This is a genomic window from Agrobacterium sp. NPDC090283, from assembly GCF_044769685.1.
Classification (GTDB): Bacteria; Pseudomonadota; Alphaproteobacteria; order Rhizobiales; family Rhizobiaceae; genus Agrobacterium.
Genome location: NZ_JBIVYG010000011.1, coordinates 130837 through 143398, shown reverse-complemented (window position 1 = coordinate 143398; position 12562 = coordinate 130837). Strand labels below are relative to the sequence as shown.

Sequence of the window (12562 nt, the reverse complement as noted above, 5' to 3'; positions counted from 1 at the left end):
AGACAATGGGAACCAAGTTAGGAAAGCCGTGATGAGATTTAAAGCTGCCCTGTTTCACTTCATCGTCATTTTCACCACCGCCTTTTCCGCCACTGCCGTCATGGCTCAGGAGCGGACATTGCAACTGGTCGGCTTCGGCGACAGCCTGATGGCCGGGTATCAGCTTCCCCCCACCGACAGCTACACCGCACAGCTTGAAGCTGCATTAAAGGCAAAGGGCGTCAATGTCGCCATCGCCAATGCCGGTGTCTCCGGCGATACCTCCTCCGGTGGTCTGGCGCGGGCGGAATGGTCAGTTCCCGATGGCACTGACGGGGTCATTCTGGAATTGGGCGCCAATGACGCACTGCGCGGCATCGCCCCCGAACAGACCGAAAAGAACCTCGACACCATCATTTCCGGCTTTCAGAAACGCAACATAGCCGTGCTGCTGGTCGGCATTATGGCGCCGCCGAATATGGGCGATGATTATGCCGGGCGCTTTAATCCAATCTTCCCGAAGCTTGCGGAAAAATACAACCTAAAGCTTTATCCCTTCTTTCTGGATGGCGTCGTGACGGATGATGCGCTGAAGCTCGAGGACAAAATGCACCCCAATACCAAGGGGGTGGCGATGATGGTGGATAAATCTTTGCCGGCTGTTGAAAGCTTCATCAAGACAATCGGTGCGCAAAAAAAATAAGCACTTGCGCCCGCCTGCATTGCGTGATTCGCTATGCTTGTTCTGCCAAGAGATTCGGGGAGCTCGCCATGCCGAGACTGTTTACCGCCCTCGAAATTCCGCGCAATGCGGCTATGAGCCTCTCATTGTTGCGCGGTGGTCTGCCGGGAGCCCGGTGGATCGATGTGGAGAATTATCACATAACCCTGCGTTTTATCGGTGACATCGACGGTCGGACCGCCGATGAGGTCGTGGACAGGCTGGACCGGATCGAAAGGCCGGAGTTCCAGCTCAATCTTACCGGTATGGGTTCCTTCGGCTCCAAGAAGCCGCATTCCATCTGGGCGGGGGTTTCTCCCTCCCCGGAAATGCATGCGCTGCAGGCGGAGATCGAGAGGATTTGTCAGAGGATCGGTCTCCCGCCCGATCCGCGCAAATTCATGCCGCATGTGACACTTGCACGGCTGCGCTCCTCGCGTGTGGACGATGTGGTGCATTATCTTTCCGGACGCGGCAACTTCCGCACCTCGCCCTTCACGGTCGGCCGTTTCGTGCTGATGTCGTCGAAGGAATCGGTGGGTGGTGGGCCTTATATCGTTGAAGAGGCGTTTCCGCTTCACGAGGCGCGGTCCAGCTCCATCTTTTCGAGCAACGATCTGCATCCTGCCAAGAGCATGTTGTAGACGGTCAGAAAACCGTCTTCACCGCCGAAATAGGGATCCGGGACGCTCTCGTGGCGTCCCGAAGCATAGTCCAGAAACAGGTGGATTTTGTGCCTGTGGTTTTCCGGCGCCTTTTGAAGCAGTTTCGCCAGATTGCTCGTGTCCATGGCAAGGATGAGATCGAAGTTTTCGAAATCGGCCTGACTGACCTGTCGCGCGCTCTGCCCTGAAATATCGATGCCATGCTTACGGGCTATCGCGATGGATCGGCGATCCGGGGCATTGCCGGTATGCCAGCCGCCGGTGCCGGCGGAGTCGACCGTAAGTTGGCGGGAAACACCGTCTTTATCAGCAAGGTTTGTCAAAACGCCTTCGGCAAGTGGTGAGCGGCAGATATTGCCCATGCAGACAAAAAGAACAGCTATATGTTTCATGGAATATGCGTCGATCCGGTCGTTGAAGCGTTAATGGGTCTCAAGCGGAGGCAAGTTCATGAAATATCCCAGACTTGAGCCGGATGCCATCCGGCAGGCATTGTCAAAACTCGAGGGCTGGTCCCTGCGAGAGGATGGGGCGGCGATCGTTCGTTCCTTCAAGTTCTCCAGCTTTGCGGAAGCCTTCGGTTTCATGGCCGAGTCCGCACTTGTTGCGGAAAGGCTCAATCATCATCCCGAATGGTCCAATGTCTATTCGCGGGTCAAGGTCTGTCTTACCACTCACGATTCACAGGGCGTGACGGAGCGGGATTTTCTTCTGGCCGAGGCCATGCAGAAGGCAGCCGCAGGCCGGAGCAATTGAACGGCGGACCTTAGATCCCATATAATAGCCGTGACCGGAGGACCGTCGATCATGGATGATGTGAAAATCGGTGAAATTCTTCTGCCGGGTGAAACCGACAGGCAGCAGGAACGTGAGAATGTGGTGCGGGCAAAATTCTGGCCCAAGCTGAAGCGCGTCATGTCGAAGGTGCCCTTCGCACGTGATGCAGCGGCGGCCTATTATTGCGCGATCGACCGCGATACGCCGCTACGGGCCAAGGGTATCATTCTCGCGGCGCTCGCCTATTTCATCATGCCGATGGATGCCGTGCCTGACGTGCTGGCCGTCATCGGATTCACCGATGATATCGCCGTCATCACGGCAGCGCTTGCGATGATCCGCGCCCATATCAAGATGGAGCACTATGAGGCGGCTGACGCCATGCTGAAGCGGCAGCAGGAAGCCGGGTAACGTCTCTGTGATGTTTCCGCCCGGCGGAGCCCGGTGGGTGACAAATTCTTGCCTGAATTTATGTGTCATACACACGAAGGAAGGACGTGCCCCGTCCTTCTCCCCAGGGCGTCGGGAGTCGCCAATCTGTAACACCGCAGGACGTTTCCGGCATTTTATGCGTGTTGTTGACGGTTTGGTAACCGCTTCCCGACCACAATGAGAAAAGACGATCCGCACCTGAACGTGGCCGATCCAGAAACTGGGCTCGCCGCTGCTTCGGGCCAATGGAAGACAATAACCCGGCAGGAAATTCTATGTTTGTAAGAAGTGTAGCAACCGCAGCGGCCATTTTGCTGACCAGCGTCGGCGTAGCATCTGCACAGTCGCCCACGCGCATCCAGCAGTTCAATGCTTGGGGTGCCTATTCGTACAAATCGGGCAACAGCACCGTCTGCTACGTTCTTTCCATTCCGACAGCCAAGGAACCGGCGAGCGTCGATCACGGCGATATCTTCTTCATCGTGTCGCAGCGTCCCGGCCAGAACATCTCCTACGAGCCGCAGGCCATGGTGGGTTATCCGCTGAAGCAGGGCTCCAAGGTCAATGTGACGATCGACAACAAGAACTTCGTCATGTTCACCAAGGACAAGGCCGCCTGGGTTGAAAACGCCGCTGAAGAGCCCGCTCTCGTCGCTGCCATGAAGGGCGGAAAGTCGATGACCGTCAAGGCGGTTTCCGGCCGTGGCACCGCGACATCCTATTCCTATTCGCTCTCGGGTATTTCGGCTGCTCTCAAGCAGATCGAGAGCTGCAAGTAATCCCGACATTCCATTGCATTTGACAATGGCCGGTCCTCGACCGGCCATTTGCGTTTTTGCCAGTTTGATGCTAAAGGCGCGGCAACATTGACAGGCGGATGCGCGAAAGGTGCTCCGCCTTTGATTTTCTCGACATGCAGACGATTTTCCGCCTTTTCGACAGGCCGGTCGTGCGATGCATGGAACGATGGGATAACGTGATGTCCGTAATGCAAGCCCCTGCCGGCCTGGCAGTCAAAACCCCGCTGATCGCCAATAGCGATCTCATGTCCGGCAAGCCGTCGCTGATCGGCCTGACGCGTGAGGAAATGGGCGAGGCGCTGGCCGAGATCGGCGTGCCGCAGAAGCAGGTGAAGATGCGCGTCAGCCAGTTGTGGAACTGGCTTTATGTGCGCGGCGTCTCCGATTTCGACAACATGACCAATGTCGCCAAGGAGCTTCGCGAGAAGCTGAAGGCGGCCTTTACGATCGCCCGTCCGGAAATCGTCGAGGAGCAGATCTCCAATGACGGCACCCGCAAATGGCTGATGCGCTTTCCGCCGCGCGGCGCTGGCCGTCCCGTCGAGATCGAAACGGTCTATATTCCGGAAGAAGGGCGTGGGACGCTGTGCATATCGAGCCAGGTGGGCTGTTCGCTGACCTGTTCCTTCTGTCACACCGGCACGCAGCGTCTGGTGCGCAACCTGACGGCCGAGGAAATTCTTGCCCAGTTGTTGCTCGCGCGTGACCGGCTGGGTGATTTCCCTGATGGTTCGACGCCGGTTGGCGCCTATGTGCCGAGCGAAGGCCGCAAGGTGTCGAACATCGTGATGATGGGCATGGGCGAGCCGCTCTATAATTTCGAGCATGTGAAGACCGCGCTCCTGATCGCCACCGATGGCGATGGCCTGTCGCTTTCCAAGCGTCGTGTAACGCTCTCCACATCAGGCGTTGTGCCGGAAATCTTCCGCACGGGTGATGAGATTGGCGTGATGCTGGCGATTTCGCTGCATGCGGTACGGGATGAACTGCGTGACATGTTGGTGCCGATCAACAAGAAATATCCGCTGAAGGAACTGATCGAGGCCTGCCGGAAATATCCGGGTCTTTCCAATGCCCGCCGCATCACCTTCGAATATGTGATGCTGAAGGATGTCAATGACAGCCTGGAAGATGCCAAGATGCTGGTGCAGCTTCTGAAGGGCGTTCCGGCCAAGATCAACCTCATTCCGTTCAATCCCTGGCCAGGCACGAACTACCAGTGCTCCGACTGGGCGCAGATTGAGAAATTCGCTGATTTCATCAATCAGGCGGGTTATGCCTCGCCGATCCGCACGCCGCGCGGCCGCGATATTCTCGCCGCCTGCGGCCAGTTGAAGTCGGAATCGGAACGCATGCGAAAGACCGAAAGACTGGCTTTTGAGGCGATGATGATCGCCAACCACGGCGCGGATGACTGAATAAGCCGCATTTGCGCCATAAAGCTGGTTTTCCGGCGGTTCTCCGATTGATTTCGGTCTGTCTTGTTCCTAGAAAGACGAAAACAGGGAACCAATAGGAGGATATCCATGCGCGCATTCATTCTGGCTCTCGCTGCCGCGAGCGCCATAGTTCTGCCGGCCAAGGCTGAAAACGTCACCGTTGCCGTCACCGCCATCGTCGAACATCCGGCACTTGACGCTGCCCGTGATGGCGTCAAGGCGGCTCTTGCCGAAGCCGGTTACAAGGAAGGCGAGAACCTCAAGTTCCTTTACGAGTCCGCGCAGGGTAATCCCGGCACCGCAGCGCAGATCGCCCGCCAGTTCGTCGGCGACGCGCCCAACGTCATCGTGCCGATCTCCACGCCGTCGGCCCAGGCCGTCGTTGCGGCCACGCGTGACATTCCGGTTGTCTTCACGGCCGTCTCCGATCCGGTTGGCGCACAGCTCATCAAGAGCATGGAAAAGCCCGGTGGCAATGTGACCGGCCTTTCCGACATGCTGCCGGTTGGCGAGCACCTGGCGCTCATCAAGGAAATCTCCCCGAACGCCAAGTCCATCGGCTTCATCTACAACTCCGCCGAAGCCAATTCCGCCTCGACGCTTGCCCTGCTGAAGGCCGAAGCCGACAAGGCCGGCCTGAAGGTTGTCGAATCCGTTGCCACCAAGTCCGCAGAAGTTCAGGGCGCAACCCGCGCATTGGTCGGCAAGGCCGACGTGATCTACGTTCCGACCGACAACACCATCGTTTCCGCTTTCGAGGCGGCAGCCGGTGTTGCCTCCGAAGCGAATATCCCGCTTTACGCCGCCGACACGGATTCCGTCGCGCGTGGTGCGGTTGCAGCGCTCGGCTTCAACTATTTCGACGTTGGCAAGCAGACGGGCGCCGTTGTTGTCCGCATCCTCAAGGGTGAAAAGCCCGGTGAAATTCCGGCAGCCGTTGCTGTCGGCACCGATCTCGTGATCAACAAGAAGGTTGCCGAAAAAGTTGGCGTCACCTTCCCTGAAAGCGTGACGAAGCGCGCCACCAAGGTCATCGACTGAACTGCAACCTGACTGAATTGCGGGCGGCGGCATTTCGCCGCCCGTTTTACGTGGCACGAGACGGTGCCCGTATCCGCCTGAGGGCGGCAATAACAAGGACATTACCGTGAGCCAAATCGCCTTCTGGGGTGCCGTGGAGCTGGGACTGGTCTTCGCTTTCGTGGCGATCGGCGTCTATCTCGCTTTCCGCGTACTTGATTTTCCTGACCTGACCGTGGACGGTTCGTTTCCGCTTGGCGCCGCCGTGGCTGCCGTGCTGATCATCGCCGGTCTGAATGCCTGGGTCGCGACGGCGATTGCCATGGTTGCCGGCGCTGCCGCCGGCATCGTGACCGCCACGCTCAACGTTCGTTTCAAGATATTGAACCTGCTTGCTTCGATCCTGACGATGATCGCGCTGTTTTCCGTCAATCTTAGGGTTATGGGAAAGCCGAATGTGGCGCTGCTCAATCAGGACACGATGATATCGCCGTTTTACGGTCTCGGCCTTTCCGAATATCTGGTGCGGCCGCTCTTCGTTGGCGCGCTGGTGCTGATCGCGGTCATTCTCGTCTGGCGTTTTCTTGAAAGCGATGCGGGCCTTGCCATGCGGGCGACGGGTGCCAATGCGCGGATGGCGCGGGCGCAGGGCGTGAAGACCGGTAACCAGATCTATCTCGGCATGGCGCTTTCGAATGCGCTGGTCGCCCTTGGTGGCGCATTGTTCGCGCAGACCAATGGCTTTGCCGATGTGACCTCGGGTGTCGGCACCATCGTCGTCGGGCTTGCGGCCGTCATCATCGGTGAGACTTTGTTCGGCGCGCGCGGCATCCTGATCGCGCTGATCGGCTGTGTCTTCGGCTCCATCGCCTATCGTCTCGCCATTCAGCTGGCTTTGTCGAGCGATGTGCTGGGTCTCAAGGCGTCCGATCTCAATTTCGTAACGGCGGTATTGGTGGCCATCGCATTGATCCTGCCGCGACTGCGCCGTGGGGGAGCAACATCGTGATTTCGCTTTCCGATATCCAGGTCGTCTTCGGACGTGGTACGCCGCTGCAAAAGCAGGCGCTGGCCAAGATCGATCTCACCATCGAAGATGGCTCCTTCGTCACCGTCATCGGCTCCAATGGTGCGGGCAAATCCACACTTCTCGGTGTTCTGGCCGGCGACGTCCTGCCAACGGCGGGCAAGGTGATGATCGGCGGTGCTGACGTTACCCGCAAGCCGACTGCCAGCCGGGCGGGACGCGTGGCGCGTGTGTTTCAGGACCCGCTGGCGGGCAGCTGCGGTGCGCTGACCATCGAGGAGAACCTGGCGCTTGCGGCATCTCGCGGCGAGCGTCGCGGATTGTCGTCGGCGCTTGGACGCGGCAGGCGGGATTTCTTCAGGGAACGTATCGCTTCGCTCAATCTCGGTCTGGAAAATCGTCTGAAGGACCGTATGGACCTTCTGTCCGGTGGGCAGAGGCAGGCGGTTTCGCTTGTCATGGCGACGCTATCCGGCTCGGACGTGCTGTTGCTGGATGAACATACGGCGGCACTCGATCCCGGCATGGCGGAATTCGTGATGGAACTGACCCGCAAGGTTGTGTCGGAGCGCAAGCTGACGACTTTGATGGTGACCCATTCCATGCGTCAGGCGCTGGATTACGGCACCCGCACGATCATGCTGCATGCCGGCGAAATCGTGCTCGACGTGTCCGGTGACAGCCGTAAGGACCTTGAGGTCGAAGACCTGATCGAGATGTTCCGCAAGATACGCGGCCAGACGCTTGACGATGACGAGCTGCTGATCGGCTGATTAAAAAAGGCGCCTTACGGCGCCTTTTTATTTGCCCTCAGCGCGTTTGCGTGAAGAAAATCTTGACCGCGAAAAGCGAGAAGACGCCGGCGATCGTATAATCCAGTCCCCGCAGAACCTTCCGGTTGCGCTGCAGCCATGCGGAGAGAACATCGGCGGCAATCACGATGCCGATGCCGATCGGCAGCGCCACGATGATGGACCAGATGCCGAGGAAGATCAGCTTGCCGGTCACATGCGGATCGGAGGCGCTGACGAATTGCGGCAGGAAGGTCATGAAGAAGATGATGACCTTGGGGTTCAGCAGATTGACCCAGATACCGTTCAGCAAGGCCGATTTCAGCGAGGCCTGTGCTTTTTCACCGGTGCCTTTCACCATCACGAAATCCGAGCCCTTGCGGATCGCCTGAATGGCGAGCCAGACCAGATAGGCGGCGCCGCCGGTTTTCAGGATCATGAAGGCGGTCGGCGACGCGACGATGAGAGCAGCGACACCAAAGGCGACCAGCATCGTGTGTACGGTGATGCCGATATTGGTCCCCACCAGCGTCATGAATCCTGCCGCCCGGCCTTCGCGCAAAGAGCGGCTGATCCAGAGCGTCATGTCGGGCCCCGGCGTTACCGCCAGAAGCAGAATGGCGACAGTGAAGGCGATCAATGTTGGCAGGCTCGGAACGAAATCCATCGCGGCACCCGTAAAATCTGGAGATTGCGGTTGCTTAACGCGGTTTCGTGTTTCTGCCAATGTTTTTGAGCGATGACGCCGCTGCGAGCGGAGAAAAGCCGCCGCACCCTTTCAAGTACGGCGGCTGGAAGTTCAGTTTTTCAGGAAGCTGGTGAAGGCGGCGGAATATTCTGTGTGCCAGCGCGACAGCGGTGGGCGGTTCTCAACGATATCCTGGGCAGCCCAGAGGATGCGCTTCTCATCGGTCGGGCGGTCCACCTCCCCATCCGGGCAGAGAATGTAGAAATCGCCGCGGCCAATACTCTCGATCATGAAATCGACGGTTTGCTCGCCGGTCCATGCCCCCTCTGGTTTTTCCGTCCTGCCATGGGCGGTGAGGCCCGTGAAGACAAAACCGGGGATCAGGAGATGGGCGGAAACCGCGCCGTTCGGGATATTGCGCAGCTCGTGCTGAAGCGCTTCCGTGAAGGTTTTGACGCCGGCCTTCGAGACGTTATAGGCGGGATCACCCGGAGGCGTTGTGATGCCCTGTTTCGAGCCGGTATTGATGATGAGCGCCGGCTCGCCATGGGCGATCATGCCCTGGCCGAAAACGCGGCTGCCGTTTACGACGCCCATCAGATTGACGCCGATAATCTTTTCCCAATTGGCCTGCGGTCCGAAGATGGCGCTGCCCGGCTGGATGCCGGCATTGTTCATGAGAACGTGGATGCGCCCGAAACGCTGGATCACGGCACGTTCCAGCGCCTCCAACTCATCGAGTTTCGAGACGTCGGTCGGGATGGCGACGATCTGCGCCTCGCCGTCCTTGGCGACGGCCAGAATATCCGCATGCGCTGCGGCGAGCTTTTCGCCATCGAGATCGACGAGCACGACGCTCATGCCGAAACCGGCGAATTTGCGAGCGGCGGCAAGTCCGATGCCGGATGCCGCACCGGTGATGACAGCGACATTATCTTCCTTGAATGCGGGGTGGATGGTCGTCATAGGTTTCTCCTTCGCGTCGTTTCTGCTGTTTCCAGCGGTTTGCAACGTTGCCTGAACCTGAGTGGCTTCATTCACGGTCTTCAAGTCGATCGCGCCGCTTTATGATAAAGCGCGAATTTTCTAAATGCATGTGACAATCGCTTCGTTCCCGTTGCCGCGGACCATCATCACCCATCGTCAAACGCGTCCATCAATTGTTTTGTCGCTTATCTCACGGAAAAGCGCTTCACACATTTCGGGTTGCACTGTAAAAGTGCCGAAATCCCAAGGAAATGGCGGTGTATCGATGCCGTCATCATGCAGATGGACATCATTATGGCACTCCCGAAAGACGTTAAGAAAGTCGTTCTCGCCTATTCCGGCGGCCTCGACACCTCGATCATCCTGAAGTGGCTTCAGACGGAACTCGGCGCTGAAGTCGTGACCTTCACCGCCGATCTCGGCCAGGGCGAAGAGCTCGAGCCGGCACGCAAGAAGGCCGAGATGCTGGGTATCAAGGAAATCTTCATCGAGGACGTCCGTGAAGAGTTCGTGCGTGATTTCGTGTTCCCGATGTTCCGCGCCAACGCCGTTTACGAAGGCGTCTATCTGCTCGGCACGTCGATTGCCCGTCCGCTGATTTCCAAGCACCTGATCGAGATCGCCAAGAAGACCGGCGCGGACGCCATCGCCCATGGCGCCACCGGCAAGGGCAACGATCAGGTCCGTTTCGAGCTTTCGGCCTATGCGCTGAACCCTGATATCAAGATCATCGCGCCCTGGCGCGACTGGACGTTCAAGAGCCGTACCGACCTCCTGAACTTCGCCGAACAGCACCAGATTCCGGTCGCCAAGGACAAGAAGGGCGAGGCGCCTTTCTCCGTCGACGCCAACCTGCTGCATTCCTCTTCCGAGGGCAAGGTTCTGGAAGACCCGGCACAGGAAGCGCCTGAATATGTGCATATGCGCACTATCTCGCCGGAAGCTGCTCCCGACAAGGCAACCGTCATCAAGGTCGGTTTCCGCAAGGGTGATGCCTGCTCCATCAACGGCGTCGAGATGTCGCCGGCGACGCTTCTCGCCACGCTCAATAATTACGGCCGCGAAAATGGCATCGGTCGTCTCGATCTGGTCGAGAACCGTTTCGTCGGCATGAAGTCGCGCGGCGTTTACGAGACGCCCGGCGGTACCATCCTGCTGGCTGCGCACCGCGCCATTGAATCCATCACGCTCGACCGGGGTGCGGCGCATCTCAAGGATGAGCTGATGCCGCGTTACGCCGAACTGATCTATTACGGTTTCTGGTTCTCGCCGGAGCGCGAGATGCTGCAAGCGCTGATCGACAAGAGCCAGGAGCATGTGGAAGGCGAAGTGACGCTGAAGCTCTACAAGGGCAATGTCATGGTGACCGGCCGCGAAAGCGCCAAGTCGCTCTATTCCGACGCGCTGGTGACTTTCGAGGACGACCATGGCGCTTACGACCAGAAGGATGCGGCAGGCTTCATCAAGCTCAACGCGCTGCGCCTGCGCACGCTGGCCAAGCGTAACCTCAGCAAGTAATTCCGCTGTCGTGAAGATAATGAAACCCGCGGGCGGTAACGCCGGCGGGTTTTTTCATGTCTCTCTTCTGGAGACGATGCGGAAGCCGATGTAGCTCGCAACGGCCATGAATTCCATCGCCGGGATGATGATGCCGAAGCCGGTCAAGGGCGAACCGATGAGCGAGGCGGCAGCGCCGCCCGCAAAACCCGATCCCATCTGGATGAAGCCCATCATCGCTGAAGCCGAGCCGGCAATATGCGGGAAGGGGGCAAGTGCTGCCGTTACCATCGAGGGTGTCAGCAAGGCGATGCCGACCGTTGCGACCGCCACAGGTCCCATGATGGATAGAAAGGACGGCGTTATGAGGAAGACTGACAGCAGGATGAGCAGGCCGCCTGTTCCCGAAAAGCAAAGGCCGAGCATGACGGAACGGCGGTCACCCAGTCGCGGCGCGATGTAGCGCAGGGCGATCGAGCCGAAGAAATAGGCGCCGGTCTGCATCAACATGCCGATGCCGAAGGCGGTGGGCGTCAGGCCGACGGTGTTGATGAGGATGAAGGTCAGCATGGTGGCCTGCGCATAAAGCGCGCCGATGGAGCCGCCAAGTACCAGTGCGGCCAGAAGAAAACGCGGCTCGGTCAGCAAGGTGCCGTAGGCCGACAGGAGTCGAGGGGGACGGATCAGGCTTTTGTCCGGGACCGTCGTTTCGCGCAGGAAAATCACCACCGAGAAAATAGCGACGGCGCCGAGGCCGGCCATCAGGAAAAACACGGATTTCCAGCCGAAAGCCGCAAGCGAAAGTCCGCCGATCGTCGGTCCCATGGCGGGGCCGACGGCCAGCATGATGCCGATAAGGTTCATGATGCTGGAGGCCTCCGCACCGGTGAACTGGTCGCGGACGATGGCGCGCGCCACCGTCATGCCGACGGAGGCGCCGATGCCTTGAACGAGCCGGGCGAAAAGCAGCACTTCAATCGTCGGGGCAAAAATTGCCAGCAGCCCGCCGCCCAGAAAGATTGAGAGGAAAACGAGGCTCGCCCTGCGTCGGCCGAAGGCGTCGGAGGCGGGCCCGGCGAGCAACTGTGCCATGGCAAAACCGGCAAAATAAAGTGACAAGCTGAGTTTTATCGCGGATTCGTTTGTGGCAAAAACCCGTGTCAGCTCCGGCATGGCTGGCGTATAGATCGCCATGGAAATCGGCGCCAGCGCCGTCAGCAACGCACCGAGCATGGCCGTGCGTTTTGTCGACATGATCGGTTCTGGCGGCATTGCGGTCAGCAGCTCTGGCCCGGCTGTTCCGGTTGAAGATTGTTGCGAAGCGTCTGCAGGAAGCTGCGGAAAAGCGCGACCTCTTCTTCATTCAGGCCCTGTGTGGCGTGACGGACGAGTTCATCGATCTCCTGGCGCACTGCTTCCAGCATGTTGGTGGAGTTCTTTGTCAGCACGATGCGCTTGGAACGCCTGTCCTGCGGGTCCTGCTGGCGCTCGATGAGATCGAGGGATTGCAGCTTGTCGAGATAGGCGCAGATCGTCATGGGCTCGATGCCGAGGCGGGCGGCGATATCCGACTGTTTGCTGCCATCAACGACGGCAACCGTCAGCAAGGCACGCGCTTCGCCGGGGGTCAGGCCCAGTCCGGCTTCAGAAATTCGGCGCTCGAAAGCACTGTTCAGCAGGCGTGCGCCGCTGTTCAACAGAAATGCCAGTGAATCTTTTTCGCGTTTCGTGCCCATGCT

The 12562-nt window shown here is 58.8% G+C and carries 15 protein-coding genes; 10 read left to right on the top strand and 5 right to left on the bottom strand.

Going from position 1 to position 12562, the window contains the following annotated elements; translation table 11 throughout:
* Positions 1-31: 31 nt before the first annotated feature.
* On the top strand, positions 32-682 hold the full coding sequence (locus ACIQUH_RS17145; RefSeq protein ID WP_400817175.1) for an arylesterase: 651 nt from the start codon (positions 32-34) through the stop codon (positions 680-682).
* 68 nt (positions 683-750) lie between these two features.
* Positions 751-1344 (top strand): RNA 2',3'-cyclic phosphodiesterase, encoded by a 594-nt coding sequence (gene thpR / locus ACIQUH_RS17140; RefSeq protein ID WP_080853013.1) that lies wholly within the window; start codon positions 751-753, stop codon positions 1342-1344.
* Here the strand turns inward: thpR and ACIQUH_RS17135 are convergent.
* Positions 1278-1757, bottom strand: coding sequence for a low molecular weight protein-tyrosine-phosphatase (locus ACIQUH_RS17135; RefSeq protein WP_400817172.1), 480 nt, complete (start codon positions 1755-1757; stop codon positions 1278-1280). The two genes, thpR and ACIQUH_RS17135, sit on opposite strands and share 67 nt — an antisense overlap.
* A 58-nt stretch (positions 1758-1815) precedes the next feature.
* Between ACIQUH_RS17135 and ACIQUH_RS17130 the strand changes: the two genes are divergently transcribed.
* The 7 genes from ACIQUH_RS17130 (at position 1816) to ACIQUH_RS17100 (ending at position 7633) form a co-directional block, all read left to right on the top strand.
* Positions 1816-2121, top strand: coding sequence for a 4a-hydroxytetrahydrobiopterin dehydratase (locus tag ACIQUH_RS17130; RefSeq protein WP_003505045.1), 306 nt, complete (start codon positions 1816-1818; stop codon positions 2119-2121).
* A gap of 51 nt (positions 2122-2172) precedes the next feature.
* Positions 2173-2553, top strand: coding sequence for a YkvA family protein (locus ACIQUH_RS17125; RefSeq protein ID WP_400817170.1), 381 nt, complete (start codon positions 2173-2175; stop codon positions 2551-2553).
* 296 nt (positions 2554-2849) lie between these two features.
* Positions 2850-3353, top strand: a complete 504-nt coding sequence (locus ACIQUH_RS17120; RefSeq protein ID WP_003523183.1) for an invasion associated locus B family protein — start codon at positions 2850-2852, stop codon at positions 3351-3353.
* A 266-nt stretch (positions 3354-3619) separates the two neighbouring features.
* Positions 3620-4792 carry a 23S rRNA (adenine(2503)-C(2))-methyltransferase RlmN gene (gene rlmN / locus ACIQUH_RS17115; RefSeq protein WP_400817257.1) on the top strand — a complete coding sequence of 391 codons (1173 nt, stop codon included), beginning with the start codon at positions 3620-3622 and terminating at the stop codon, positions 4790-4792.
* Between the two features lie 108 nt (positions 4793-4900).
* Positions 4901-5854, top strand: a complete 954-nt coding sequence (locus tag ACIQUH_RS17110; protein WP_400817167.1) for an ABC transporter substrate-binding protein — start codon at positions 4901-4903, stop codon at positions 5852-5854.
* 106 nt (positions 5855-5960) lie between these two features.
* Positions 5961-6842: an ABC transporter permease gene (locus ACIQUH_RS17105; RefSeq protein ID WP_003505036.1), complete on the top strand. Its 882-nt coding sequence runs from the start codon at positions 5961-5963 to the stop codon at positions 6840-6842.
* The gene (locus tag ACIQUH_RS17100) at positions 6839-7633 is read left to right on the top strand and encodes an ABC transporter ATP-binding protein (RefSeq protein WP_006310835.1); all 795 of its coding nucleotides are present in this window, start codon (positions 6839-6841) and stop codon (positions 7631-7633) included. The genes ACIQUH_RS17105 and ACIQUH_RS17100 overlap by 4 nt, the downstream gene beginning before the upstream one ends.
* A gap of 37 nt (positions 7634-7670) precedes the next feature.
* Here the strand turns inward: ACIQUH_RS17100 and ACIQUH_RS17095 are convergent, their stop codons facing one another.
* Both ACIQUH_RS17095 and ACIQUH_RS17090 read right to left on the bottom strand, forming a co-directional pair.
* Entirely contained in the window at positions 7671-8318 is a 648-nt protein-coding gene (locus ACIQUH_RS17095; RefSeq protein ID WP_400817164.1) for a LysE family translocator, read from the bottom strand.
* A gap of 132 nt (positions 8319-8450) precedes the next feature.
* Positions 8451-9305 (bottom strand): SDR family NAD(P)-dependent oxidoreductase, encoded by an 855-nt coding sequence (locus ACIQUH_RS17090; protein WP_400817162.1) that lies wholly within the window; start codon positions 9303-9305, stop codon positions 8451-8453.
* Between the two features lie 315 nt (positions 9306-9620).
* Between ACIQUH_RS17090 and ACIQUH_RS17085 the strand changes: the two genes are divergently transcribed.
* Entirely contained in the window at positions 9621-10844 is a 1224-nt protein-coding gene (locus tag ACIQUH_RS17085; protein ID WP_269346887.1) for an argininosuccinate synthase, read from the top strand.
* A gap of 54 nt (positions 10845-10898) precedes the next feature.
* Here the strand turns inward: ACIQUH_RS17085 and ACIQUH_RS17080 are convergent, their stop codons facing one another.
* Positions 10899-12095 (bottom strand): multidrug effflux MFS transporter, encoded by a 1197-nt coding sequence (locus ACIQUH_RS17080; protein WP_400817160.1) that lies wholly within the window; start codon positions 12093-12095, stop codon positions 10899-10901.
* Positions 12096-12100: 5 nt separating this feature from the next.
* Positions 12101-12559: a MarR family winged helix-turn-helix transcriptional regulator gene (locus ACIQUH_RS17075; protein ID WP_400817158.1), complete on the bottom strand. Its 459-nt coding sequence runs from the start codon at positions 12557-12559 to the stop codon at positions 12101-12103.
* Positions 12560-12562 lie beyond the last annotated feature (3 nt).

Coding starts and splice junctions, on each gene's coding strand:
- ACIQUH_RS17145 (WP_400817175.1), top strand. CDS start 32: ATGAGATTTAAAGCTGCCCTGTTTCACTTCATCGTCATTTTCACCACC.
- thpR (WP_080853013.1), top strand. CDS start 751: ATGCCGAGACTGTTTACCGCCCTCGAAATTCCGCGCAATGCGGCTATG.
- ACIQUH_RS17135 (WP_400817172.1), bottom strand. CDS start 1,757: ATGAAACATATAGCTGTTCTTTTTGTCTGCATGGGCAATATCTGCCGC.
- ACIQUH_RS17130 (WP_003505045.1), top strand. CDS start 1,816: ATGAAATATCCCAGACTTGAGCCGGATGCCATCCGGCAGGCATTGTCA.
- ACIQUH_RS17125 (WP_400817170.1), top strand. CDS start 2,173: ATGGATGATGTGAAAATCGGTGAAATTCTTCTGCCGGGTGAAACCGAC.
- ACIQUH_RS17120 (WP_003523183.1), top strand. CDS start 2,850: ATGTTTGTAAGAAGTGTAGCAACCGCAGCGGCCATTTTGCTGACCAGC.
- rlmN (WP_400817257.1), top strand. CDS start 3,620: ATGTCCGGCAAGCCGTCGCTGATCGGCCTGACGCGTGAGGAAATGGGC.
- ACIQUH_RS17110 (WP_400817167.1), top strand. CDS start 4,901: ATGCGCGCATTCATTCTGGCTCTCGCTGCCGCGAGCGCCATAGTTCTG.
- ACIQUH_RS17095 (WP_400817164.1), bottom strand. CDS start 8,318: ATGGATTTCGTTCCGAGCCTGCCAACATTGATCGCCTTCACTGTCGCC.
- ACIQUH_RS17090 (WP_400817162.1), bottom strand. CDS start 9,305: ATGACGACCATCCACCCCGCATTCAAGGAAGATAATGTCGCTGTCATC.
- ACIQUH_RS17085 (WP_269346887.1), top strand. CDS start 9,621: ATGGCACTCCCGAAAGACGTTAAGAAAGTCGTTCTCGCCTATTCCGGC.
- ACIQUH_RS17080 (WP_400817160.1), bottom strand. CDS start 12,095: ATGCCGCCAGAACCGATCATGTCGACAAAACGCACGGCCATGCTCGGT.
- ACIQUH_RS17075 (WP_400817158.1), bottom strand. CDS start 12,559: ATGGGCACGAAACGCGAAAAAGATTCACTGGCATTTCTGTTGAACAGC.